This is a genomic window from Bacillus sp. REN10 (assembly GCF_016820555.1).
GTDB lineage: Bacteria > Bacillota > Bacilli > Bacillales > Domibacillaceae > Bacillus_CE.
In genome coordinates this window covers 1-24,891 of record NZ_JADHDW010000021.1, presented here as the reverse complement: position 1 = coordinate 24,891, position 24,891 = coordinate 1, and the positions used below count along the sequence as shown (strand labels likewise).

The 24,891-nt window shown below is 38.2% G+C and carries 19 protein-coding genes, 2 pseudogenes and 3 riboswitches; of the genes and pseudogenes, 20 read left to right on the top strand and 1 reads right to left on the bottom strand.

The annotated features are described in order from the left end of the window. Positions 1–275: 275 nt before the first annotated feature. The 6 genes from IRB43_RS16860 (at position 276) to IRB43_RS16835 (ending at position 5,707) form a co-directional block, all read left to right on the top strand. Positions 276–569 (top strand): zinc ribbon domain-containing protein, encoded by a 294-nt coding sequence (locus IRB43_RS16860; RefSeq protein ID WP_203364640.1) that lies wholly within the window; start codon positions 276–278, stop codon positions 567–569. A gap of 149 nt (positions 570–718) precedes the next feature. Next, complete coding sequence (gene comX, locus IRB43_RS18035) at positions 719–934, top strand: competence pheromone ComX (protein WP_343070907.1); 216 nt, start codon at positions 719–721, stop codon at positions 932–934. A gap of 9 nt (positions 935–943) precedes the next feature. Beyond that, positions 944–3,106 carry an ATP-binding protein gene (locus IRB43_RS18105; protein ID WP_203364639.1) on the top strand — a complete coding sequence of 721 codons (2,163 nt, stop codon included), beginning with the start codon at positions 944–946 and terminating at the stop codon, positions 3,104–3,106. Beyond that, positions 3,099–3,755, top strand: a complete 657-nt coding sequence (locus IRB43_RS16845) for a response regulator transcription factor (RefSeq protein WP_203364638.1) — start codon at positions 3,099–3,101, stop codon at positions 3,753–3,755. The genes IRB43_RS18105 and IRB43_RS16845 overlap by 8 nt, the downstream gene beginning before the upstream one ends. A 504-nt stretch (positions 3,756–4,259) precedes the next feature. After that, a complete protein-coding gene (locus tag IRB43_RS16840; protein ID WP_203364637.1) occupies positions 4,260–4,769 on the top strand; it encodes an SdpA family antimicrobial peptide system protein in 510 nt (169 codons plus the stop codon). After that, entirely contained in the window at positions 4,766–5,707 is a 942-nt protein-coding gene (locus IRB43_RS16835) for a sporulation-delaying protein SdpB family protein (protein ID WP_203364636.1), read from the top strand. Before IRB43_RS16840 ends, IRB43_RS16835 begins: the two co-directional genes overlap by 4 nt. A gap of 383 nt (positions 5,708–6,090) precedes the next feature. Here the strand turns inward: IRB43_RS16835 and IRB43_RS16830 are convergent. Further along, positions 6,091–7,226 (bottom strand): IS3 family transposase gene (locus tag IRB43_RS16830; RefSeq protein ID WP_203364635.1). Its coding sequence is split into 2 segments (ribosomal slippage): positions 6,091–6,995 and positions 6,995–7,226, totalling 1,137 coding nucleotides; the frame shifts between segments, so codons are not numbered across the junction. A 155-nt stretch (positions 7,227–7,381) separates the two neighbouring features. Between IRB43_RS16830 and IRB43_RS16825 the strand changes: the two genes are divergently transcribed. From IRB43_RS16825 to IRB43_RS16765, 14 genes and pseudogenes are all read left to right on the top strand, one after another. Further along, positions 7,382–7,702 carry a DUF3784 domain-containing protein gene (locus IRB43_RS16825; RefSeq protein ID WP_203364634.1) on the top strand — a complete coding sequence of 107 codons (321 nt, stop codon included), beginning with the start codon at positions 7,382–7,384 and terminating at the stop codon, positions 7,700–7,702. Between the two features lie 214 nt (positions 7,703–7,916). Further along, complete coding sequence (locus tag IRB43_RS16820) at positions 7,917–8,237, top strand: SdpA family antimicrobial peptide system protein (protein ID WP_203364633.1); 321 nt, start codon at positions 7,917–7,919, stop codon at positions 8,235–8,237. Positions 8,238–8,316: 79 nt separating this feature from the next. Beyond that, positions 8,317–9,675: pseudogene (locus IRB43_RS16815) on the top strand (IS1182 family transposase). A gap of 271 nt (positions 9,676–9,946) precedes the next feature. Continuing rightward, the gene (locus tag IRB43_RS16810; RefSeq protein ID WP_481748164.1) at positions 9,947–11,581 is read left to right on the top strand and encodes a putative polysaccharide biosynthesis protein; all 1,635 of its coding nucleotides are present in this window, start codon (positions 9,947–9,949) and stop codon (positions 11,579–11,581) included. 80 nt (positions 11,582–11,661) lie between these two features. Then, the gene (locus IRB43_RS16805) at positions 11,662–12,987 is read left to right on the top strand and encodes a DUF2252 domain-containing protein (RefSeq protein ID WP_203364631.1); all 1,326 of its coding nucleotides are present in this window, start codon (positions 11,662–11,664) and stop codon (positions 12,985–12,987) included. Positions 12,988–13,002: 15 nt separating this feature from the next. Next, complete coding sequence (locus tag IRB43_RS16800) at positions 13,003–13,449, top strand: 2-thiouracil desulfurase family protein (RefSeq protein ID WP_203364630.1); 447 nt, start codon at positions 13,003–13,005, stop codon at positions 13,447–13,449. Between the two features lie 245 nt (positions 13,450–13,694). After that, a riboswitch (cyclic di-GMP riboswitch) is annotated at positions 13,695–13,780 on the top strand. A gap of 56 nt (positions 13,781–13,836) precedes the next feature. Continuing rightward, positions 13,837–15,009: an ATP-grasp domain-containing protein gene (locus IRB43_RS16795; protein ID WP_203364629.1), complete on the top strand. Its 1,173-nt coding sequence runs from the start codon at positions 13,837–13,839 to the stop codon at positions 15,007–15,009. 24 nt (positions 15,010–15,033) lie between these two features. Further along, a pseudogene (locus tag IRB43_RS18335) lies at positions 15,034–15,774 on the top strand (HAMP domain-containing protein); the annotation flags it as partial. After that, on the top strand, positions 15,769–16,719 hold the full coding sequence (locus tag IRB43_RS18330; protein ID WP_481748165.1) for a methyl-accepting chemotaxis protein: 951 nt from the start codon (positions 15,769–15,771) through the stop codon (positions 16,717–16,719). The pseudogene IRB43_RS18335 and the gene IRB43_RS18330, both read left to right, overlap by 6 nt. A gap of 132 nt (positions 16,720–16,851) precedes the next feature. After that, positions 16,852–17,679 carry an ammonia-dependent NAD(+) synthetase gene (gene nadE / locus IRB43_RS16785; RefSeq protein ID WP_203364627.1) on the top strand — a complete coding sequence of 276 codons (828 nt, stop codon included), beginning with the start codon at positions 16,852–16,854 and terminating at the stop codon, positions 17,677–17,679. Positions 17,680–17,959: 280 nt separating this feature from the next. Then, a complete protein-coding gene (locus tag IRB43_RS16780; RefSeq protein WP_203364626.1) occupies positions 17,960–19,339 on the top strand; it encodes an alanine/glycine:cation symporter family protein in 1,380 nt (459 codons plus the stop codon). A 53-nt stretch (positions 19,340–19,392) separates the two neighbouring features. After that, a complete protein-coding gene (locus IRB43_RS16775) occupies positions 19,393–21,069 on the top strand; it encodes a M20/M25/M40 family metallo-hydrolase (RefSeq protein WP_203364625.1) in 1,677 nt (558 codons plus the stop codon). 148 nt (positions 21,070–21,217) lie between these two features. Continuing rightward, a riboswitch (purine riboswitch) is annotated at positions 21,218–21,319 on the top strand. A 130-nt stretch (positions 21,320–21,449) separates the two neighbouring features. Further along, the gene (gene guaA / locus IRB43_RS16770; protein WP_238942074.1) at positions 21,450–22,970 is read left to right on the top strand and encodes a glutamine-hydrolyzing GMP synthase; all 1,521 of its coding nucleotides are present in this window, start codon (positions 21,450–21,452) and stop codon (positions 22,968–22,970) included. An 88-nt stretch (positions 22,971–23,058) separates the two neighbouring features. Next, a riboswitch (purine riboswitch) is annotated at positions 23,059–23,160 on the top strand. Positions 23,161–23,262: 102 nt separating this feature from the next. Beyond that, positions 23,263–24,600, top strand: a complete 1,338-nt coding sequence (locus IRB43_RS16765; protein ID WP_203364623.1) for an NCS2 family permease — start codon at positions 23,263–23,265, stop codon at positions 24,598–24,600. Positions 24,601–24,891: the final 291 nt, after the last annotated feature.

Here is a 24,891-nt window from a genome sequence, read left to right as displayed (position 1 = left end):
AATCCTCATGAGTCGGTGTCAAAAAGGGTCGAGGAAATGGCGTCAATACAATCGGGCGAAGAAGTACATTCTCTCTAAAAGTGAACGGCAGTTAGGCGATCTCCTGCACAAGACGACCCGTGCTTTTGTGAACTGGTGCGTAGAACAAAAAGTCGGGCACGTCGCTCTTGGCGATGTGGAAGGTGTCCAGCGACACACAAGCAAGCGAAACAAGAAACGAAAACGCCTCCGTTCCAAACAAGTGAATCAGNCGAAAACGCCTCCGTTCCAAACAAGTGAATCAGAAACTCAGCAACTGGAGTTTTGGGAAGCTGACCAAACAGCTAGCCTATAAATTAGAAGCCGTTGGTGTTTCCTTATCAAACGAAAACGAAGCCTATACAACGCAAGCATGCCCTGCTTGTGGAAAACGAAACAAAGTCCATTCACGAAACTACCGATGTTCCTGCGGCTATGAACGGCATCGGGACATCCATGGTGCAGGGAATATCTTATCCCAGTATATACACGGAAAGTTTCGAGAAGTGATGTTGACGAACATCACGTATCTACGTCCTGTACAGGCGTAGTAGATGGGCAGAACCGCCCCAGGGGGAGTTCGATTCTCCCTCTGTTGCTTACGGTGGCAGCAAGCCGTCGAGAGACTTCTTGCGTCAAGACCACTGCTTCCATATGGGAGCGTCAGTCCCCAAGACAGACGAGGGTGTTGTATACGCCTATGGACATCGTCCAGCTTCTGATGTCTTGGGGATCGACAAGAAACCCCTACCTCAAGAGCGAAGCAATAGGTAGGGGAGGTTCATCTAACAATCCTGAGGTTTTGGAGACCGTGAAACAAGGAATGGCCTCTTTAGTAGGGGTAACGAAAGAAGAAGAACAAGCGATTATTCAATCTTTCAACGAAATTAGTATATCTTCATATTACTGGAACTAGGTGATCGAGGTGAAAAAGCCGCTGTATCTTTTGGTGATTTTTAGCCTTACAGCTGTTAGCGCAATATATCTCATCAGCATCGTCATAGCTTATCCTTTAATAGGCCTAAAAGTAACTCCAGTTAATAGTGAGCAATGTGTCGTTACGGAGGTTTATCCGAATGGTTGGGCTAATTATCAGAATATAAAGAGGCAACAACTTATTTATTGTGAGCCTAACTCAAATCATGCATTTAAGCTAGAGAAAGTAAATGAAATGATTTTACCTACGAATGAGCGAGTTAGCGTTACATATAAAGCGATGCCTGCTAGTTATTTAATATACAGTTTTCTACCTATCATTTATTTCATCCTTAGTTTTTCGATAGTTTTATATCTATTTTTTAAAATACGGCTTAGTAAAGTAAGTAAAATGTCGTCTTACTTACTTCTATTCATTAGCCTCGCGTATTTAGGGAGTGGAGTGTCAGCCAGAGGAGATATATTTGGTCTATTTATTACTACCTTATCGTTATATGTAATTCCGGTCTTACTGCTAGAATATTTGCGTATGATGATACCAAAAAAAGATCCGCAGGTAGCAACCCTAAAGATGGTGTTATTATACGGATTTGTCTTTATTTTAGCTCTAATTACTACATTAACGGGTGTCTCAAAATTTATATTGCTCCCGTTTGTATTATTGATTTTAGTTAACCTACTGTACTTTATTGTCCAGTTTCATAGTATTAAAAAATCAATTCATTTTGTTAAAGTGAGATTCTTCACAGGGACGTTTTTTTTATCGCTATTGCCATATATTTTATTGACAGCCGTGTCTGAAGTGTTATTTGAAAAACAAATAGTTATGGCCGAACATACAGCGCTCTTTTTATTGTTTATTCCACTTTCGTTTGTTTATGCAAATGTAAAAAAAGTATTTCTTGATTTTGATTGGTTAATAAAAAGTTCGCTAATCAATATTTTCCTGTCTTTACTACCGGCTTGTTTATTAGCAGGAACAGTATACGCTAAAGAAGGCCATTCTATATTTGTTTTTCAAGTATGGTTAATGGCAATGGTTTTAATTCCAGCATGCCTTTTTACAAAAGATTTTTTTGCTGTCTATTTGCTTAGAAGTGAAAGGAAATTCCATAGTAGTTTGACAAAGTTGTCTCAGAAATCTAGCCAGCTACATAATGAACAAGCACTGTTTTTGTACGTTAATCAAATGATACGCGATGTACTTCAAGTAGATGATGTAAAGAAAGTTCGATATGATAGTAAGGAGCTTACTAGCCAGTCATTAAACATAGGTGATCTGCAACAGATGAATACAGGGTATGCCTTATTAGTTAGCCAAAATAGTGTAGCATATACGTTCATCACTTTCTCTTATAAAGGAAAGAACACTCAGCTAAATAAAAAAGAGAAAAGCTGGCTAATATCTGTTGCTCATTATACGAACATATTCATCGAAAATCTCAAGAAAACAGAAGAATTAGTCGCTGAAATCGAAAAACTGAAGGAAGGTAGTGTTTCACCAACTATTTCGCGTACACTATTTTTAATAGGGGAGAAAGAAAGAGTGAAATTAGCTCAAGACATTCATGATTCTATCTTGCAAGAGCTAATATTTATCTATAAAAATATCGAAATTATCCAAAATAGAGATGAGCAGTATTTACCCTCGCTAGAAAAGGTTAAATTTCAATTAAATGAACAGATTAACTTCATTAGGGAGACTTGCTACGATTTAAATCCCTTCTTTTTAAAAGACATCGGTTTGATCGATACGCTCTCTACTTTGCTAGATCGGTATAGAAAAACATGTACATTTGAAATCGATTTTCAGGTCAGCCACGTGAACCACTTTGCCGACCTAAGTGAGGAATTTGTTCTGGTTTTATACCGGATTGTACAAGAATGGATGAACAATGCTAAAAAACATTCAAAAGCCAATTTTATCTATATTAGCTTAAGCTATCGTCATGATAACTTTGTACTCATTTATGAAGATGACGGAATTGGATTTAATCTAAATAAAGAAAATAACGGAAAACATTTTGGGTTGATAGGCCTTAATGAAAGAATACAAAGCCTTAATGGGAACTTGTCTATACATACGGAGCCTCAACAAGGACTGTTATTAAGAGTGACAATACCTAATCAAAGGGACGATATAGATGATTAATATAATTTTAGTAGATGATCATAGAGCCGTGGCGGAAGGAACAAAAGCTTTATTGGAGCAAGGTGGGCAATTCAATGTGCAAATTTGTTCTGACATAGATGACATATACGAAAGAATGAAAATCGAACGAGTTGATGTATTTTTATTTGATCTATATATGCCTGATATGAACGGAATTGAATTATCTAAACAAATTTTGCATAAGTTCCCTGAATCCCGAATTATTATATATACCGGATTTGATATTGCTCAACACTTTAATTTAATTGCTGAAACAGGGGTATCAGGATTCATTAGTAAAAGTGCTTCTCGTGAACAAATGATTGGTGCAATAGAAGCAGCACTAAGAGATGAAGTAATGATTCCAATAGAATTGTTTAGGCAACTAAGAAGAACTCCGATGGTTTCAATTGTTCAAGAAGAAGGGGACTCATGCGACATTAGGCTCACCGAAAGAGAAATCAACATCTTGACAGCGATTTCAGAAGGGTTAACGAATAAGGAAATCGCTCATCAATTACAGTATAGCCAGCGCACGATTGAACATTCAATTACTAAACTTTTTAATAAGTTAAAGGTGAAATCTAGAACAGAAGCATTATTAAAAGCCAGAAAGTATCATCTGCTTCCTCTTATCGATGCTCAATGACTAGAATAAACGGTTGTTATTTAAGATATACTAGTGTTCCTTTGCGGACATCGCAGTCAAACATTGCGGTGTCCGCATTTTTTTGTCGGTATACCGCAAGAGGTTTGTGGTAGTGGCTTTGTTTTTATGTGCTAGAGTATTAGGTAATAATAATTTTTTGTTTTGTCTTCTATTGTTGTTTTTAGATTTATCTCTATTACTTATTTTAACTTCAGACTAGAAAAACACCTTCAATATGTGTCTTGAGTATCAGAAAAGCAAATTCGCAATAGAATACCTTCAAAGTGAAATAAACAAACAGTGGTTAGTGATTTTGCCCTCTCGATGGCGGAGGAGATTCAATCGGTGTTACCAATGGCTATTCATGTACTCGTCGCTTTCAAATAGTTTTATGGAGGGCACCAACAAACTCATCAAAAGATATGGTTTTGGGTACTGTAACGACGCTCACTTTTCCCTATGTATATCAATTATGATGATTATACAAAACATAGGAGGATGACTATGAATCATCAAAAAATCAAGATATTTATGGTTTCATTTTTTTTCTGTTCATTCAGCGTTTATTACTATGCTAATTTGGCTCCTCAAAACAAACTCTTAAAGAAAAACATTATACAAGAACTAGCACCACAAGGTTTTGGATTCTATAGTAAAAGTCCAAGGGCCCCTGCTACTACTATCACTGCAAAAGATGGAAGTATCAGACTTCCTAATGGTAGTCCGAAAAACCTATTTGGTCTAAGAAGATATGGAAGAGTGCAAGGAGTTGAATTAGGAAAATTATCCGCAGAAATACCAAGAGATTCATGGGTTAAATGTACAACAAATACTGAATGTGAAAAAAAAATAGAAAGAATTAAAACTATAAAAATTAAAAAAACAAAAAATTATGAACACTTAAATAAGGGAGAATATATATTTGAGGTTCAAGAACCTTTATCTTGGTACTTCTTAAAATACAAAGATACTACCTCTTTTGATAAAAAAATGGTTAAAGTGGTGCTAAAATGAATCAATTAAAATCAGTCATTTCAGAATTTAACCCTTGGACTAATGCTTATGGATTTTTTAGAAGTTTACTGGCAACTGCAACTTTACTAACGTTAATTTTTAATGACACCAGTATACTACTCAGTTATACCGCTAATGATACGGGGTGTCCTCATGTTAAAATTCCGAGTGCTTTTTGCTTGTTCGATAGTTGGGGGGTATCTTTAGAGATCGTAAGATATTTAATGATAATACTTTTATTTATTATCATTTCAGGGTGGAGACCTAGATTTACTGGCATAATACATTGGTATATATGTTACAGCCTTCAGACTTCTGCCATAACTATAGATGGTGGAGAACAAATAGCAACTGTTCTTTCTTTCATATTGATTTTTATAACAATATTAGATGGAAGAAAAAATCATTTTGAACAACTATCTATCAACCCTCAATCTTTGACTCTCAAATATATGACATGGTTGTGTTTTGGTTTTATAAAATTTCAGGTATTCATTATTTATTTAAATGCATCTGTAGAAAGGCTAAAAAACAAAGAATGGGCTGATGGTACTGCAATTTACTATTTCTTTTCTGATCCCATATTTGGAATAGCAAATTATCAAAGAGTTTTCATGGATCCCATATTAGAAAGTAGTTTAGTAATTATTTTAACTTGGTCTGTGACAATTTTTGAATTTTTCTTAGCTGCAAGTATTTTAGGAAACCGTCAAGTAAAACGAATAGCTTTGATATTAGGTATTTTATTTCATATAGGTATTATGTTCTTTATTGGTATAGTAACCTTCGGTATAGTTATGATTTCAGCTTTATTATTTTATTTATATCCAGTTACTGAGAGTGTAGACTTTCAACTTTTACAAAAAAGACTCAATAAATCAAAAAGAAAAATTACTATTATTGACTCTAAAAATGTAGAGGCCAAAAATATTTCATGAAATTTAGTTCTATAATTTAGCATAAAACTTATTCAAAATAGCAAAGAGTTAAAAAAGTAATATAGGAATCTAGTAGCAATTACTAAATTTATTAGATACTTACTTAAGAAATGAATGTAGTTTAGATGTATGGACAGATCTGGATTAGGCTATAAAGAAACGTCATTTTTAAAAAATAACTTTTGGATCTACGTCAAGATATTGGACACACTTCGGTTAAGTTTTTTGTTCTGCGCAACTTTCATTCATGGAGCGTTCCACATTCCAAGTAGCCCGTCAAAGGGAAAAGCGTCTTTGACCGCCTACTTGGAATGTGGAGTGAAAAACTTGTGGAAGTTGCGCCCGAAAAATGTGGGGAGGGACAACTGGATCATCCCCAGATTTCACACTGTTGCACGACATATATTCTCGTAGGCGTCTGGTGTTAAGTACCCGATGCTTCCATGAATTCGTTTGCGATTGTACCAACCTTCTATGTACTTAAATAACGCCACTCGTGCCGTTTCAAAACTATCATATCGAGCTCTGTACACTTCTTCTTTCTTAAGTGTTGCGTGAAACGATTCGATACATGCATTGTCATAAGGACAACCTTTGCGACTGAATGAAGGAATCATTCCATGTGTTTTTAGTTGTTTCTGAAAGTCCTCACTTGTATATTGCGTGCCTAGATCCGTGTGTACAATCAATCCTGGTGTCGGATGTTGGACCTGTATGGCGATCTCCATGGCCTCTAGTACTAGTTCCACTGTCATTTTCCGAGCAAATTTATACCCAACGACTTTTTTCGTGTGAAGATCAAGAACCGACGCCAAATAGCACCAACCATCACGCAAAGTGTGGATGTAAGTGATATCCGCCACCCATTTTTCATTGATAGTTGTGGTCGTGAAATCTTGTTCTAACACATTTTCACGCTCTTCAACCGGGAGCTGTGTTGGCGTCGGACGGTACTTTTTTGTGATATTGGAACAAATGCCAGCCCGTTTCATGATGCGCTGAATACGGTTGATACTACCTTGATAGCCTTCTTGCTTTAACACTTCAAAAATTTTAGGGGCACCGTAACGACCATCACTTTCTTTGTGAATCGCTCGAATACGTTTTAACAACTGTTGATTTTCGACTTCATACACACTCGGTTTCTTATGAAACGATTGATAATACGTGCTTTTAGGCATCTTTAACACACGACACATCAGCTGGATCGGTTGATGTTTGCTTTCATTCGTCATGTGGTCAATCAGCTCTTGGTCATCTATTTTTGTGCGAATATGGTCATAGCCATTTTTAAGATCTCTACCTCTTGTTTGAGACGAAGGTTTTCCTTCTGGATCGCAGCGACTTCTGCGGCAGTTAAGTCTTGAGCCCCTTCAATAGGAGAATGGAGTTTAATCCATTTATAGATCGTTATTTCTGAAACACCATATTCGCTAGATAATTGACTGACGGGTGTGCCCGAGCGATAAAGCTCGACCACCGTTTGTTTAAATTCGTGACTGTATCGTTTTTGTTTCAAAACTGAACACATCCTCTCGTTCATTTCATCATAATGACCTAATCGAGGTATGTCCATACATCTATACTACATCCATTTATTTCAATAAAAAGTAAGTGGTGTTATTTCATATATTGTATTATTAACTGAACAAAAGATTAGGAGGTTTTTTAATAATGAGTGGCGATTTAATTATTTTGTCTGTAGTTCTATGTTTATTTTTAGTCGTTAGTATTTTTCTTTTAATGGGAAAGGGTAGCTTTTTTATAGCTGGTTATAATACAGCATCTGCAGAAAGTAAGTCTAAATACAACGAAGAAAAACTCACTAAATTTATGGGGAAATTAATGCTTCTTTTGTCTTTCTGTATGCTATTTTGGATTTTCGATTGCGTTTATAATTCTAAATTAGCATTTTATATTGGATTGATACTTTTTCTATTCATAAGTGCTGGTGGAGTTATTTATATGAATACAAGTGAGAAATTTAAAAAATAGGATTTCAGTTGGGTAAAAAAGTAACAATAAGGTTTATCACCGTAACTTGGGGGTGACTCATTGTTGACTAGACAAACCACGATAGAAGTTTTCGTCTTGTAGGATGGGGCATGAGAATGCATTGTATAAATAAAAATAGTGCCTGTTAATAATTGTGAAAGAGAAGTATGTAAGATTCTTTATAAAGAAGAATAGAAAGGGATACTCGTTAATAATGGTTAAAAACAATAAAATTCCAGTATATTTTATCCTTGTGTTTACCATGTTTTTTTTGATATTCAGCGCTTCAATCTTAAGTGCTCTGCCAAAGAATCCTTTAACTCCTAAGAAAGATATCACTATTTACATTTCACAGATCTGGCCTCAAGGTTGGGGTTTTTTCAGCAAAAGTCCTAAAGAAGAATATTTAAATGTGTATAAAAGTAATGGAGACCCATCTGTACAGTGGCCAAATATGAAACTCTCTAACTTATTTGGCATTAATAGAGCAGGTAGAGCGCAGGGCACAGAAATAGGGTTGATTTTCAGACTGTAGGCAAACTCGATTTTATCGAGTTTGCCTACAGTCTTTTTTAATATAAAATGAAAGTAATATAAATTTTGAGGTGAGGACCATGCTTTCGAAACATAATCCTATTCAACGAGATCAAATAGAAATGATCGCTCTCGATCAATTAGTGCCAGAAAATCATTTAGTTCGTAAAATGGAGGCCGCGATTGATTTCTCTTTTATTTATGACTTAGTAAAGGATATGTATTCAGAAGTAGGTCGTCCAAGTATTGATCCAGTGATTTTGGTGAAGCTGACATTCATTCAATACACCTTTGGGATTCGATCGATGCGTAAAACAATTGAAGAAGTGGAAACGAACATGGCTTATCGCTAGTTCTTAGGGTACGGTTTCCATGATAAAGTGCCACACTTCTCTACGTTCGGGAAAAATTATGAGCGTCGTTTTAAAGATACCGACCTGTTTGAACAAATTTTCTATCGTATATTAAAGGTAGCTGCTGAGAAGAAGTTAATCAGTGCCGAGCACGTTTTTGTGGATTCTACTCATGTGAAGGCGAGTGCGAATAAGCGCAAATTCGAAAAGAAAGTCGTTCGCAAAGAAACAAGAGCGTATCAAGAACGCCTCCAAGAAGAGATTAATCAAGATCGTGAAGACCATGGAAAAAAGCCGTTTCCACCGGACAAGTTTGATAAAGAAGAATCAAAAGAAATTAAAGAAAGCACGACGGATCCAGAGAGTGGCTACTACGTGAAAGACGAACGTACGAAACAGTTCGCCTACTCCTTTCACGCAGCTACGGATCGCAAAGGTTTTGTACTCGGCACGATGGTGACGCCTGGGAATACACACGACAGTCAGATGTTAGAGCCATTGGTAGAGAAAGTGATTGAAAAAGTAAGGAAGCCTGAAGCTGTGGCCGCAGATGCCGCATACAAAACACCAGCGATTACAAGTTACTTATTGAAAAATGACATCACACCTACCTTACCTTACACACGCCCACGTACGAAAGAAGGGTTCTTCCGAAAGCATGAATATGTGTACGATGAATACTTTGATTGTTATCTTTGCCCGGCAGATGAAGTGTTGAACTATTCGACCACGAATAAAGAGGGCTATCGTGAGTATAAATCGCCCAAGCATATTTGTGCGACGTGCCCTTTCTTAGAGCGCTGTACAGCCAGTAAAGATCATCAAAAAGTGGTGACACGTCATATTTGGCAAGAATATGTGGAAGAGGCGGATCATTTGCGCCATCACCAAGAGGTTAAACCAATCTATGCGAAACGCAAAGAAACCGTTGAGCGTGTATTCGCAGATGCAAAAGAAAAGCATGGCATGCGTTGGACAACGTTAAGGGGACTTAAAAAATTGTCGATGCAAGCGATGCTTACTTTCGCTGCCATGAATTTGAAGAAGCTGGCGAGCTGGACTTGGCAAGGTCCAGAAACAGCCTAAGAAACGGTCTCGAAGAGGTCTGTTCTTCTCTCTATGGGCTTCAAATCTAATAAAAATTCAAAAGGGATTCGGAATGAGAGCATTCCGAACCCCTTTTGTCTACAAACTGAGTCAACATTTTAAATGTTGGCTTTTTTACGTTTAGGAGTGATGAAAAATATAGATGGTTATCTTTATAGGATGATTTAACGGAATTGTTTTGACTTTCTGTGATATAATGGGATTATTTTTCTTTTATGTATATTGGTTGGTTGAAGAAGGGATGAAGGGTGTGTCATATTCTAATATAGTCAAGGGGACATTATTGCTTAGCAGTGCCACGTTAATATGCAAAATATTAGGATTTATTTATTTCTTTCCTTTTCAGCTGTTAGTTGGGGCGGAAGGGGTTGCTTTATACACTTATGCGTATAATTGCTATGGTGTGTTGTTGAGCTTTTCCACAGTTGGTATACCTATTGCTGTATCAAAGTTTGTAGCGAAATATAACGCGGTGGGAGATTATGAAACGAGTCAAAAAATGTATCGGGCTAGCTTGCTTTTAATGTTTATTTTAGGAACAATCGGCTTTTTAGTCCTGTACGGATTGGCTCCTTATATTTCAAGTTTTATTTTTCGGTCAAAAGAGCCAAGTCAGTCTTTTCTTGATTCATTAACTTTAACAATGAGGGCATTGAGTTTTGCTTTACTCATTGTTCCACCGATGAGCATTACGAGAGGTTATTTTCAAGGGTTTCAAAAGATGAAGCCGACTGCTTATTCGCAATTAATCGAGCAAGTCGTTCGAGTGCTGTTTATATTAGCGGGTAGCTTTTTCATTGTTCACGTGATGGAGGGGCCTGTGAAATGGTCTGTGGCTGTGGCGACTTTTGGAGCAGTCGTCGGTGCATTGGCTAGTGTGTTAGTTTTAGTTTATTACTGGAAAAAGTATAGTGGATTGAAAGTGGTTACTAAAAAGAAGACTTCTTCTTTAACTATTAGAGAAATGTTTCACGAGTTATCTAAATATTCGATTCCCATCGTTATGGTAGGGGTCGCTATTCCTTTATATGGCTTGGTTGATCAGTATACAGTCGCTGATATTTTGAGGAAAAGTGGCTATTCGCAATCAGAAGCGAACGGAATATTTACCTACGTAACTAGCTATGCCCAAAAGTTGATGATGATCCCGATTTCATTAGCAACAGGGTTTGCGCTGAGCATTGTTCCAGCGATCACGCAAGCGTTTTTTGATCGAAAAATAGACGAGCTCAAACAGCAAATTTTAAAGATTTATCAACTGTTATTGCTTTTTACCATTCCAGCATCTGTCGGGTTAGCTGTCCTTGCCTATGATCTGTTTCGGATGATTTATATCAATCCCAAAATCGCTTTGGAGGGTTCTCCTTATTTAGTAACATCTGCTCCTGTTGCCATTATGGTAGCTATATTTACTGTTTCAGCAGCTGTACTGCAAGGGCTGAACTTGCAGAGGAACACGATTTATGCCACTCTTGCAGGTATTATGATGAAGCTTCTGTTAAACCCGCTCCTTTTGCATTCCTTTGGGGGGCATGGAGCGATTATTGGAACGATCATCGGTTTTTCCGTTTCGAATCTCATGATGTTTGTCGTTATTGTGAAGTATACGAAGTTTCAAATCCGTGCTTTATTAAACAGCTCTCTTTCTATTTGTGCATCTTCTTTGATGATGATGATAAGTATTCTTTTATTGAAGTGGGGAAGCTCATTTGTTTTGGAGGGAGCTCATTACATCCATTCGCTGATCATCGTGTTTATCAGCGTGATCATTGGAGGTCTCGTGTATTCTTTTTTATCGATGAAAAGTACACACGCTTTGGATGTTGAAACGAAAAAAATGATTCTTCGAAAGTTAAAGCTTACTAAAATGGCTAGAGGGCTCTAGGTGGAAAAAATAGCCGGTGATCAACAAATCAAGTAAAATAAGTAGTAGTAATATATTTTGAAGATTCAGAGGTGGAATGAATGGTTAATCTTGGGGAACGTGTTCAGCAAACGAAGCGAACGTTACGAATGGACATGCTGAAAAAAATATTAGTAGAGTTTGATCAAGAGATTATGGGTCTTTCCGAAGAAGATCGTCGAGCGAAATATGAAAAGATGTCGCAAAGTCCGTTTATTTTCTTCCGTGGCAGTGCCTATTTATTTTACTACGATGTAGCAAGTCATTGGTTCCCATATCATACACCGGAAGATCGTCCGACTTGGATTCAAGGGGATTTACATTTTGAAAACTTTGGGGCTTTTCATAATGAAAAAGGCAAGCTCGTATTCGATATTAATGATTTCGATGAAGGCTATTTAGGTTCATATTTATATGATTTATTGCGCATGTCAGTTAGTATCGCCCTTGTTTGTCGGGAGTTAGCCTATGATGTGGATCAACAAATCGATGTGATGGAGGCGTATTTGCAGGCATATCATAAACAAATGATTCGCTTCAGAGATCGCAAGGATTTGCCGGAAACATTTTTCGTGACGAAGAAAAAAGCCGATGGGGCGATTCGCAAGCTATTGAAAAAGCTAGAAAAAAGAAGTGAGGCGCATTTATTAAGTAAAGTGACGACTTATTTTCAAGACGAGCGCCAATTTGCTGAGTCGGATGAAATTCAGCCATTAAGTGACGAAGAGCAAGTGGTTATTGAACAAGTTTGGTCTCAGTATTTGGAGACGGTTGAAAAATTGGAAGATGAAACGAAGTATGAAATTAAAGATGTTGCGTTTAAACATGGTTCAGGGACGGCATCAATTGGACTAGATCGCTTTTATATATTAATAGAAGGCGGGCAGCAGAAAGAGGATTTGGACGATTTGATTTTAGAAATGAAAGAAGTGCGTTTGCCGATTCCAGCTTACTTCATGCCTTATAACGAAGCATTCTGGGAGGAGTTTCCTCATCAAGGCAAACGCGTCATCATGACGCAGCGAGCGATGCATCACCAAGCTGATCCGCATTTAGGTTATGTAACGATTGACGGCCGCGATTTCTACGTTCGTGAGCGTTCGCCGTATAAAAAGAAATTAAAGCTTGAATCGATTAAAAGTGTGGAAGATATAATTGAAACGGTAGGACAAATGGGAAGTATTACCGCAAAAGTTCACGCTCGAGCAGATGCTGATATTAATGAAGGAATCCTTCCATATCATAGTGAAGAAGAAATTTTAAAAGCGATCGGTGAGGATGTGGATGAATTTGTTCATTATGTGTCTCATTGGGCATTTTCATACGCGAACCAGGTGGAAAGAGATTACGAATATTTCATGGACTATCTTCATACAAGTCAACCGTAAGAGGAGGGATATTCTATGATGTTGATTAGTTCCTGCTTAGCAGGAGAAAGCGTTAGATATGATGGAGCCCACTGTTTGGAACAGCCGTTAAGAAAGCTGGTTGAAGAAGGAAAAGCAGTGATGGCTTGCCCTGAAGTGATGGGGGGCCTCTCTATTCCGAGAGAGCCAGCAGAAATTATTGGCGGAGATGGCCGAGATGTCCTTACTGGCAAAGCTAAAGTAGTCACTAAATCAGGAAAAGACGTCACTGAGCAATTTATTAGCGGGGCTTATCGCATGCTGGAAAAAGCGCAACAGGTGAAAGCCACCGCTGTTGTGTTAAAAGAAAATAGTCCTTCGTGTGGTAGTCATATGATTTACAATGGTGAGTTTACCGGTAAAAAGATGGCTGGTGATGGCGTAACCGCCGCCCTGCTTAAACAGTATGGGTTTCGCGTCATTTCTGAAATGGATACGATATGATAAAAAACAGTGCTCCTTTGTCGAGAAAGGGCGCTGTTTTTTTATTGTCAATTACTTCTATTGATTATTCCCTGACATGAGTAGATGTGAGGGGATTTTTTTGTGGTGATCGTGACCAATTTTTCCGTTTGAGTGTTAAAAATGGTACTTTAGTATTAATTAGGAAAGTAGCGTTAATAATTCTTAAGGAGTATAATAATGAATGTTGTTCTCATTGGATAAAGGTCTATAGAACCACGAATCTTCCCTCGTAAGGGCAAACCTATTGAAAGGTAGGGACGCAAAGCTACGGGTCTAAAGTAGACAAAGCTATGACAGCCGGGCTGCCAAATAGCATATTGCTTGTTTATTTTACATCGATGAAAAAATATTTGAGGAGGGCATTGAATGATTATTTTAGACAAACCATATGTATCACACTTGCTTTCTGTCTCTGTCAAGGATCTTCGAATTCCTGTGATTAAAGTAAGTGATGTGGAAATCCCGAATGAAGCCGTCTTGTCTTTGGCAAGCAAGGAGTTGTTTTTACAGGAATTTTTAAACTCGGAAACTCCTATTCTCTTTAATTCAGAGAATGGTCTGTTCTTGTTGAATGAATACTTACCTGATCATCACCTTACAACTTTGGCGGCTACATTAAAAAACAAAGCTCAGTTTAGAAGGGTGTTAGCCTCTCATTTTCCGGAGTTTTTCTTTTGTGAGCTTTCTTTTGCGGAACTGGATACATTAGATGTGGACAAGCTTCCATTTCCGATCATTATTAAGCCAGTTGTTGGCTACTCTAGCATTGGAGTATATCGCATTGACCAAAAGGAAGACTTTATCTCTTCTATCAACCAATTAAAGAAGGATATGTCGATGGCTGGTAGTGCTTATCCTAAGGAAGTGATTGATAGTCAAACATTGATTATTGAAGAGCTGATTGAGGGGGATGAATATGCCATTGATGCCTATTATACGGAAGAAGGAAAGCCAGTCGTTCTCAATCTTTTTAAACGGATGTTTAGCCATGAGAAAGATATGAGTGATCGCATTTATTTCACAAGTAAGCAAGTGTTAAAAGAAGCGTTGCGCAAAGTAGAAGCATTTCTTGAAGATATAGGACCGATATTCGGTCTTCATTCTGCACCTATACATATTGAAGTACGAATGAATAGCCAAGGAATCATAGTACCGATCGAAGCGAATCCGTTACGATTTGCGGGAATTGGTACAACCGAGCTTGGTGTTTATGCTTATGGTGTCAATGTATATGAATATTACTTCAAACAATTAGTCCCTGATTGGGAAAGTATTATAAATGAGATGGATGATTCTATTTATAGCTTTTGCTGTGCAGAAGTGGATCCTTCTATTGATTGCAAAGCGATTGAAGCGGTTGATCATGAAGCATTTAAAGAAAATTTTGAGGAAATTTTGGAGTATCGTCCAATGGCCTTTAATGAGTATTCTACTTTTGCGGTCGTCTTCCACAAAGCGCCTGATTTTGAAGAAAACAAACGAATTCTTCAGCTAGATTTAAATGATTTTCTGACAATGAAAGAACTACAATTGGTTTAATCATCAAGGCGAAAGGAGAAAAAAATGTTTAGAGTCAAAAAAACAATTAACGGAAAAATTATGTCTGCTATATTGCTTCCCATTATTTCATTAAGTATCATTTTTAGTTTCATGCTGTTTCTAGCATCTGACTATGTTATTACGAATCATCTTGTTCCTGCATTTGAAGAGGGACTGACAATGAAAATGCATCAGTTTAATGACCTGTTCGATGCAGAGATGGTAAATGAGGCAAAAACAGATCGTCAAGCATATGAAGATATGTTAGCTAAAGCGAATGACTTTCAAAAATCATTTGATCTAGAAAATGTGTATATTATGAGTAAGGTAGATGGTGAGGAAGTTATTTTATTCCTTGGGAACTCTGATGATTATTTAACGCCACTTGCCTTTACTGAAGACCAAGCGAAAGCTCTTACAACGACTGGTATGGTGATGAGTGATTTTTATAAAGATGACTACGGTACACATAAATCAGTGTTTTTACAAATTGAAGGAACGGACTCAGTTCTGGGCTTAGATGAAGATGCCGATTTCATTAAAGACTTAGAGAGAAATTTAATGCTCATTTGTATCGGTCTATCTATCTTCTTTGTTGTTACTAGTTATTTGATTTCTCGCTTCATTTCAGGAAAAATATCTAAGCCAATCAACAAACTAGCAAACTTTACAGAATTAGTGGCGAACGGGGATTTAACACAAGACATTTCGATTGAAAGCGATGATGAAACTGGCCGATTAGCTGCTAGCTTTAATCGAATGCAGCAGCAATTAAAGAACACGCTTCAGCATGTTACATCTACATCAGATCATGTTGTGTCTGCTTCTAATGATTTGTCTCAAAGTATTGGCCAAGTGACAGAGGTCATTAATCAAATTTCCACGACGATTCAAGAAGTGGCGGCCAATAGTGAAACCGTTACTAGTGGTGCGGTACAAAATCAAGCGGCCATACAAGAAATTTCAGAAGGCGTTTTAGATATTTCTAAATCGACTGTGAATGTGACAGATGAAACGTTAGAAGCGTCAACGGAAGCAGAACAAGGAAACACAGTCATTCAAGAAGCTGTCAAAGGGATTGAAGCAATTAATTTATCCGCTAAATCCTCTATGCAGGTGACACAGCAGATGAACCAGCGTTCAAATGAAGTCGGCAATATCACACAAATGATTACGAATATTTCTGACCAAATTAACTTATTAGCTTTAAATGCAGCGATTGAGGCGGCTCGCGCAGGAGAATATGGACGAGGCTTTGCTGTGGTAGCCGATGAGATTAGACATTTAGCTGAGCAATCCGCTACTTCAGCGAGTGAAATTTCTAAGTTAATCAGTGAAATGCAAACAGATTCGAATGAATCGGTGTTAGCGATTGCTAAAGTAGTAGAAGAAATCGATAAAGAAACGGTGGCCATTCGACAAGCTGGAGATACATTCCAAAAAATTTCTTTATTAATTAATAATATAACAGGTAAGATGCAATCTGTGGCGGCTACTGTTCAGCAAATTTCAGCTGGATCAGAACAAGTATTAACAACAACAAATATGACTGTTCAATCGTTAGAAGAAACATCTGATTATACTCAAAATGTCGCTGCTTCGATTGAAGAGCAATCCGCTTCAATGGAAGAAATGCTTAGCACAGCGAATCAGCTACTTGAGATGGCTGAACATTTAAAAGGGCAAATTTCACATTTTAAAACTGAATAAATACAAAGAGCCAGTATTTCATTAAAGATACAATATGAAGTGCTGGCTTTTCTTTCGTTTCTTTCAAAAGGACTAAAACTTAAAAAACATGATATGATGTTGAAAATACGATCAAATGGAGGAAGAGATCTCATGACGGATTTGCAAAAGCAAATAATAGAAGAATTGAAAGTCCAGCCAACGATCGATCCGCAAGAAGAAATTCGTAAAAGTGTTGATTTCATGAAAGCTTATTTAAAGAAACATTCTTTTTTAAATGGTTTTGTTCTAGGTATCTCTGGCGGGCAGGATTCGACGCTCGCCGGTAAGCTTGCCCAAATGGCAGTGCAAGAATTAAGGAGGGAAACGGGATCTGATCAATATACTTTTTACGCTGTTCGTCTTCCGTATGGCTTGCAGCGTGATGAGGATGAATGTCAAGATGCGTTGGCGTTTATTAAACCTGATAAGGTCTATGGTGTAAATATTAAACCCGCTGTTGATGCCAGTGAAGCCACATTGAAGAGATTAGGGATTGAGCTAAGCGACTTTGCTAGAGGAAATGAAAAAGCTCGGGAACGCATGAAGGTGCAATATAGCATTGCCGCTATGAAAAACTGTGTAGTGATTGGGACGGATCACGCCGCTGAAGCGATTACTGGCTTTTACACGAAGTACGGAGATGGCGGGGCGGACATTGTGCCTCTATATCGATTGAATAAACGCCAAGGACGACAAATGCTAAAGGAACTTCAGTGTCCTGAACATTTATACTTAAAAGTGCCGACAGCCGATTTGGAAGATGATCGTCCGCAACTTCCGGATGAAGTGGCGCTTGGTGTCACATATGAAGAAATCGATGACTATTTAGAAGGGAAAATGGTGTCTGATGTAGCGAGAAAACGAATTGAACAGTTATATATCAATTCTCAACATAAACGGCATATGCCGATCACAATTTTTGATCATTTTTGGAAATGATACAACAGTGCGCTCTGTCAAAGAGGGCGCTTTTTTATATAGAAAAACTTTTAAATATGTAAAAAAATTTATTTTTATGCAAAAAATCATAGACTATTGTTTCTTGATTTGTTAGAATTTTACCCAATTAGTTTCTTTTTCGATAAAGCACATTCAACTTACGGAGGCAAAAAAAGAGTTATTTATTTTTTAACGCCTGATTGGGGCGATAGAAAGACATTCCGTCACAGAGCTATTTACGGCAATGATGGATGTATACAACATGTGAGGAGGAGATGAGATGGATCAATTTGAGCAAGTGATTAAAGCAACTACTGACTGGATTTGGGGAATGCCCATGGTGTTGTTGCTTTTAGGTGGAGGGTTATTTTTAAGCTTCCGGATAGGTTTTTTTCAATTTCGCTATTTTTGGCATATGCTAAAAGAAACGTTTGGAAAAATATTCACTAAACATGATGCGCCGGGTTCGGTGACACCGTTTCAGGCCACAACTTCCGCTTTAGCTTCAACTATTGGTGCAGCTAATATTGTGGGGGTGCCAGTAGCGATTGCTTTAGGAGGACCAGGGGCAATATTTTGGATGTGGCTCGTAGCGATGATCGGAATGGCATCAAAATATTCAGAAGTTGTACTTGGTGTAAAATATCGCACAAAAAATGAAGCGGGTGAATGGACAGGAGGCCCGATGCACTATATTGAAAAAGGACTGGGTTGGAAGTCAGTAGCTAGCTTTTTTGCGTTTTTCTTAATGTTAGAGATTGTAGCTAGTACGATGGTTCAATCTAATTCTTTATCACAAACAGTTGAATCCGCTTTTGATGTTCCGCCGATCGTTACGGGCATGATTGTTTTAGTGTTAGTAGGACTAGTGACATTAGGGGGCATTCAGCGTATCGGTTCGGTCACAGAGAAATTTATTCCGCTAATGGTAGGAATATATTTAGTGAGCGCTATCATTGTGTTAGTCGCGAATGCTTCTGAAATTCCAGCTGCTTTTATGCTAATTTTTAAACATGCTTTTGCGCCTATATCTGCGGCTGGAGGCTTTGCGGGGGCAGGTGTTGCAGCAGCGATTCGCTGGGGATTGGCACGCGGTATTTACTCAAATGAAGCAGGGATGGGGACAGCTCCTATTGCGCATTCAGCTGCGATGACGGAGCACCCTGCGAAGCAAGGGTTATGGGGAATGTTTGAAGTGGTGGTCGATACATTAGTTGTTTGTACGATGACAGCTTTAATTGTCTTAACATCTGGCGTCTGGCAAGATGTACCGCAGGATAAAGCCTCTACAATGGTTGTAGAAGCTTTGGCTAAAGTATTAGGAGATAGCGTAGCTGGAACACTAATATCTATTTGTCTATTTTTCTTTGTGTTATCAACTGTGGTTGTGATTGTATTTTATGGAGAGAAACAGGCGGAATATCTTTTTGGACTTGGCTTTTCAAAAGTCATGAGACTTGTCTATTTAGTCGCGATCTTAGTCGGGTCGATCGGCGGTTTGCAGTTTATTTGGCAATTTCTTGATTTAATGTTAGCGCTGATCATTGTGCCGAACGTTCTTGCCCTTCTTTTCTTAAGTGGAGAAGTGAAGGAACTGACACGCGATTACATTGATCAATATATACGCAAAGGGAGCAAGAAAGAACACCATTCGGCTTAAGCAACTGTAAAATATAGTAGGCTTTTGATTAAACAGCAGAGAGGATTAGAACGATGTATAGAGAGTTAATAAACTTAAATATACAGGAGCAAGTGGAAAGGTTAACAAGAAGATTAGTGGAGCTTCCAAGTATCAACGGGTCTGAAGAGGGCGAAATTGCAGCAGCAGATGAGATTGTTACTATTTTGCGCTCATATCCGTATTTTCAAGAGAATCCAGCTCTCGTTTGGGAGCAGACAGCGATTGATGATGCATTAAACCGAAAAAACATCTTTGCTTTTGTAAGGGGCGGAGTGAACGCGAAACAAACGATTATTTATCATGCTCACGTGGACACAGTAGGTATTGAAGACTTTGGCACTCTTCGTCCGTATGCGTTTCATCCAGATGAACTGCAAAGCTTCTTCAGTGATTATGATCAAGACTCAGATGTGCAAGCGGATGCTCGTTCAGGCGAGTGGATGTTTGGCCGCGGAGCTGTTGATATGAAAAGCGGTGTGGCTGTTCATTTAGTGAATCTTCTCTATTTCTCTGAGCATCCGGAAGAACTGCCTGGAAATTTACTTGTTATGTTTAACCCGGATGAAGAAAGTCAGCATGTCGGTATGAAAAGTGCGATATTTGAACTGGAGCGTTTAAAGCAAGAGTGGGGTTTAGAATATGTAGCGGCGATTAATAATGACTTCATTACGCCGAAGTATGATGGGGATAAGACGAGATATATTTATACGGGAGCAGCAGGAAAGCTTCTTCCTAGCTTTTATATTTATGGAAGGGAAGCGCATGTAGGAGAAGCGCTTCAAGGAGTTGACCCTAATTTTATCGCGGCCGAATTAACGAGACGAATCCATAACAATGTAGAATTATGTGAGAATATTCAAGATGAACTAGTGCTTCCACCAACGTGTTTGTTCCAGCGAGATAATAAATTCACATACAATGTACAGACAGCTACGAGCAGCTATTTATATTTTAATTATTTCTTATATCGTGATTCAGCGGCGGATGTGATGAGAAAACTGCAAACGATCGCAACAGAAGCTTGCGGAGAAATTTCTCGTTATTTAGCTAAACAATATGATCGTCATCTGCAACGAACAGGCCTTTCTCGCAAACGCTTAAACTGGGATATTGAAGTGATTTCTTTAGAGGAATACAGCCATGAACTCCAGGGCAGAGGCATTGATGTTGACAAAGTGTGCGCTGAGGTAGCAGAAGAACATAAAATGCTCGATTTGCGAATGATTTCATTTAAAATGGTCGAAGTGTTAACTGAGCTCGATCCGGTTAAAAAGCCGCGCGTGATTATATTCTTCTCACCGCCTTATTTGCCGCATAATTACTTAAGAGATGATAATCCAGCGGAACAAGCTATTTTACAGACGATTAAACATGTGCTGATAGAAGCTGAAAAAGAAAGTGGCGAAATCTTTGAGTTAAAGAAATTCTTCCCTTTTTTAGCGGATGGCAGTTATTTATCAATTCACGAAACAAATGAAGAGCTGCAAAGTTTGCTGAACAATTTCCCGAATCTTGGTCGGCTGTATACGTTGCCGGTCGAGGAAATTCGTCGATTAAATATTCCTGCCATTAATATGGGGGTATACGGAAAAGACGGGCATAAGTGGACGGAGAGAGTGTATAAGCCATACTCATTTGAGGTATTGCCAAAGCTTATTAGAGATACAACCATCAGTCTATTGAATCATGTGCCTGTCAAAATAAGATAATGAGGAAAAACTGCCGACTGATCGGCAGTTTTTTCAATGAAATGAGTAGTTAATGAGTAGGTTATTCATTTTTATTCAGAAAATTTAATTAAATCCAGAACAGCTTGACCGCATGGTATGATAGCGATAAAATGATGTCAAATTAGCTCGAATAAATGACTAGTTCCTTCATATATTTTCGATAATATGGATCGAAAGTTTCTACCAAATCACCGTAAATGATTGGACTATGAAGGCAGGTTCTTTGTGAAGACAACTAGAATTCTGCTTTCTGCAATGAAAGGGTTCTAGTTTTTATTTTTATTTATATGTCGAGCGGTTCAGTGCATAACAAAGGAGTGGAAAGTGTGGCAGGAAAATCAGAATTGACAAACCAAGAAATGATTCTTGTTCTAGACTTTGGAAGTCAGTACAATCAATTAATTACTCGCCGAATTCGTGAGTTAGGTGTGTATAGTGAGCTTCATCCTCATACGATTACAGTGGAGGAAATTAAGGAAATCAATCCTAAAGGAATTATCTTTTCTGGCGGACCGAACAGTGTGTATTCAGAAAATGCTTTCCATTGCGACGAAAGAATTTTCGATTTAAATGTCCCTATTTTTGGTATTTGCTACGGGATGCAGTTAATGACGAAGCATTTCGGCGGAAAAGTAGAGGCTGCTTCACATCGTGAATATGGAAAAGCTTCGATTGAAGTGAAGAATGAAACAGCTCTATTCAAAGGGTTGCCAAATGAGCAAGTTGTATGGATGAGTCATGGAGATTTAGTTGTAGAAGCGCCAGAAGGCTTCGCTGTTGATGCAGTAAGCCCGTCCTGCCCGATTGCTTCTATGAGTAATGAAAAAGAAGGTCTGTATGCGGTACAATTCCATCCTGAAGTTAAGCACTCTGTGTACGGAAATGAATTACTGAAGAACTTCGTATTTGAAGCTTGCGGCTGTAAAGGCGATTGGTCAATGGAAAACTTCATTGAAATCGAAATCGAAAAAATTCGTCAAACCGTCGGCAATAAAAAAGTTCTTTGTGCATTGAGCGGCGGTGTAGATTCTTCAGTTGTAGCTGTTCTTATTCATAAAGCGATTGGTGATCAGTTAACTTGTATTTTCGTTGATCATGGTTTGCTTCGTAAAGGTGAGGCAGATAGCGTGATGGAAACATTTGCAGAAGGCTTCCATATGAACGTTATTAAAGTGGATGCCAAAGACCGTTTCCTTGATAAGTTAAAAGGCGTGTCTGATCCAGAGCAAAAACGTAAAATTATTGGTAATGAATTTATTTACGTATTTGATGATGAAGCGACAAAACTTGAAGGAATCGAGTTTTTAGCACAAGGTACGCTTTACACGGACATTATTGAAAGTGGAACAGCGACAGCTCAAACAATCAAGTCTCACCATAATGTAGGTGGTCTTCCTGAAGACATGCAGTTCAAGCTAATTGAGCCATTGAACACTTTATTCAAGGATGAAGTACGTGCATTAGGAACAGAGCTAGGTATTCCTGATCATATCGTTTGGCGTCAGCCGTTCCCAGGTCCAGGACTTGGTATTCGTGTTCTAGGGGAAATTACAGAAGAAAAATTAGAAATCGTTCGTGAATCAGATGCAATTTTACGTGAAGAAGTTCGTCTAAACGGCTTAGAACGTGAAATTTGGCAGTATTTCACTGTGTTACCGGATATCCGCAGTGTAGGTGTCATGGGAGATGCACGTACGTATGACTACACAATCGGTATCCGTGCCGTAACTTCCATTGATGGAATGACATCTGATTGGGCTCGTATTCCGTGGGATGTACTAGAGAAAATCTCTACGCGTATTGTCAATGAAGTGCCGCATGTTAACCGCGTCGTGTATGACGTAACAAGCAAGCCGCCTGCAACAATCGAGTGGGAATAAAAACCGAATAAAAACATTGTATTTTTATATAATGTTCGTGTTTTATATTGACGAAATGATAAAACACGGCTAAAATGAGAGAGAATTCAATCAATCTAATAGATTACATCGTATAAAGTCGGGGATATGGCCCGAAAGTTTCTACCAAGCTGCCGTAAATAGCTTGACTACGAGGTAACAGGATAGATAGGTCTCTCTCTATCTTTCCGTCACCTATAGTCACGCTTCGACCGCTTTGGTTCGAAGCGTTTTTTATTGGTTTGGGATGAAAAAGATGGAGAGGAGCTTATGTATGAAGAAATATTTTCAATTTGACGAGTTAGGTACGAGTTATCGCCGTGAAATCATTGGCGGATTAACAACATTTTTGTCTATGGCCTATATTTTAGTCGTAAATCCGCTCACGCTTTCTTTGCAAACAGTACCTGATTTGCCGGATGCGATGAGAATGGATTATGGATCCGTCTTTGTGGCAACAGCCATTGCAGCGGCAATCGGTTCATTATTAATGGGGCTGTTGGCGAGGTATCCGATTGCTTTGGCACCTGGAATGGGTTTAAATGCCTTCTTTGCTTACACAGTTGTCTTGACTTACGGTGTTTCCTGGCAGTCTGCTTTAACCGGTGTGCTATTCTCAGGACTGATTTTTATTTTATTAACGATACTAGGTATTCGGGAAAAAATTATTAACTCCATTCCAGCCGAACTGAAATACGCGGTCGGAGCAGGTATTGGTTTATTTATTACTTTTATCGGCTTTCAAAATGCCGGTATTATTGTCAATAATGATGCTGTGCTTGTCGGTCTTGGTGATTTAACAGCTGGTCCAACGTTGTTAGCGATTTTTGGTCTTGTAATTACCGTCATTTTAATGACCAGAAACATCAACGGCGGTATTTTTATTGGAATGATTATCACGGCTGTTGTAGGGATGATCGCAGGGTTAATTGAACCACCAAAAAGTTTAGTTGGAGCGATTCCAAGCGTTGAGCCAACATTCGGAGTTGCGATTGAAAATATTTTTCAAGCACCATCAGAAATTTTTACGATTCAAATGCTTGTCATTGTATTGACATTCCTGTTCGTTGATTTCTTTGACACGGCTGGTACACTTGTAGCGGTGGCTAACCAAGCGGGATTAATGAAAGAAAATAAATTACCTCGTGCAGGAAAGGCCCTTTTCGCAGATTCTTGTGCGACTGTAGTAGGAGCCATTCTTGGAACGTCCACTACTACTTCTTATATTGAATCATCAGCAGGGGTAGCGGCCGGAGCAAGAACGGGCTTCGCTTCTGTCGTAACAGCTGGACTTTTCTTATTATCGTTGTTTTTCTTTCCATTGTTAGAAGTCATTACGGCGCCAGTGACAGCTCCTGCTTTAATTATCGTTGGGGTTTTAATGGTTTCTTCATTAGGAAAAATTGATTGGACGAAGTTTGAAATTGCTGTCCCTGCTTTTCTAACAATTATTGCGATGCCACTGACTTACAGCATTGCCACTGGAATTGCAACAGGCTTTATCTTTTATCCAATTACAATGATTATGAAAGGAAGAAGGAAAGAGATCCACCCGATCATGTACTTCTTATTCGTAATCTTTATCCTTTACTTTGTGTTTATTAAAAAGTAATCATTGTTTATGAAAAATACGCTATCTTATATTAGGTAGCGTATTTTTCATGAAATCATTTATTCTGTTAAAAAAAATAAAAAAAGGCTTGCATTTATATATTAAGAGGTGGTATATTTATATTCGTTGCTAACGACGATGAGAAATTGTTAAAAAAACTTCAAAAAATGTTGTTGACAAAAAGGAATTAAAATGTTAATATAAAAAAGTCGCTAAAACGACAATAAGTTGAAATTGATCTTTGAAAACTGAACAAAATAAACGTCAACGTTAATTCAAATTTTATTTTAT

Excerpts from the sequence above, each read along its gene's own strand:
- comX (WP_343070907.1), top strand. The coding sequence starts at position 719 with ATGGACATCGTCCAGCTTCTGATGTCTTGGGGATCGACAAGAAACCCC.
- IRB43_RS16845 (WP_203364638.1), top strand. The coding sequence starts at position 3,099 with ATGATTAATATAATTTTAGTAGATGATCATAGAGCCGTGGCGGAAGGA.
- IRB43_RS16840 (WP_203364637.1), top strand. The coding sequence starts at position 4,260 with ATGAATCATCAAAAAATCAAGATATTTATGGTTTCATTTTTTTTCTGT.
- IRB43_RS16835 (WP_203364636.1), top strand. The coding sequence starts at position 4,766 with ATGAATCAATTAAAATCAGTCATTTCAGAATTTAACCCTTGGACTAAT.
- IRB43_RS16825 (WP_203364634.1), top strand. The coding sequence starts at position 7,382 with ATGAGTGGCGATTTAATTATTTTGTCTGTAGTTCTATGTTTATTTTTA.
- IRB43_RS16820 (WP_203364633.1), top strand. The coding sequence starts at position 7,917 with ATGGTTAAAAACAATAAAATTCCAGTATATTTTATCCTTGTGTTTACC.
- IRB43_RS16805 (WP_203364631.1), top strand. The coding sequence starts at position 11,662 with ATGGTTAATCTTGGGGAACGTGTTCAGCAAACGAAGCGAACGTTACGA.
- IRB43_RS16800 (WP_203364630.1), top strand. The coding sequence starts at position 13,003 with ATGATGTTGATTAGTTCCTGCTTAGCAGGAGAAAGCGTTAGATATGAT.
- IRB43_RS16795 (WP_203364629.1), top strand. The coding sequence starts at position 13,837 with ATGATTATTTTAGACAAACCATATGTATCACACTTGCTTTCTGTCTCT.
- IRB43_RS18330 (WP_481748165.1), top strand. The coding sequence starts at position 15,769 with ATGCAGCAGCAATTAAAGAACACGCTTCAGCATGTTACATCTACATCA.
- nadE (WP_203364627.1), top strand. The coding sequence starts at position 16,852 with ATGACGGATTTGCAAAAGCAAATAATAGAAGAATTGAAAGTCCAGCCA.
- IRB43_RS16780 (WP_203364626.1), top strand. The coding sequence starts at position 17,960 with ATGGATCAATTTGAGCAAGTGATTAAAGCAACTACTGACTGGATTTGG.
- IRB43_RS16775 (WP_203364625.1), top strand. The coding sequence starts at position 19,393 with ATGTATAGAGAGTTAATAAACTTAAATATACAGGAGCAAGTGGAAAGG.
- guaA (WP_238942074.1), top strand. The coding sequence starts at position 21,450 with ATGATTCTTGTTCTAGACTTTGGAAGTCAGTACAATCAATTAATTACT.
- IRB43_RS16765 (WP_203364623.1), top strand. The coding sequence starts at position 23,263 with ATGAAGAAATATTTTCAATTTGACGAGTTAGGTACGAGTTATCGCCGT.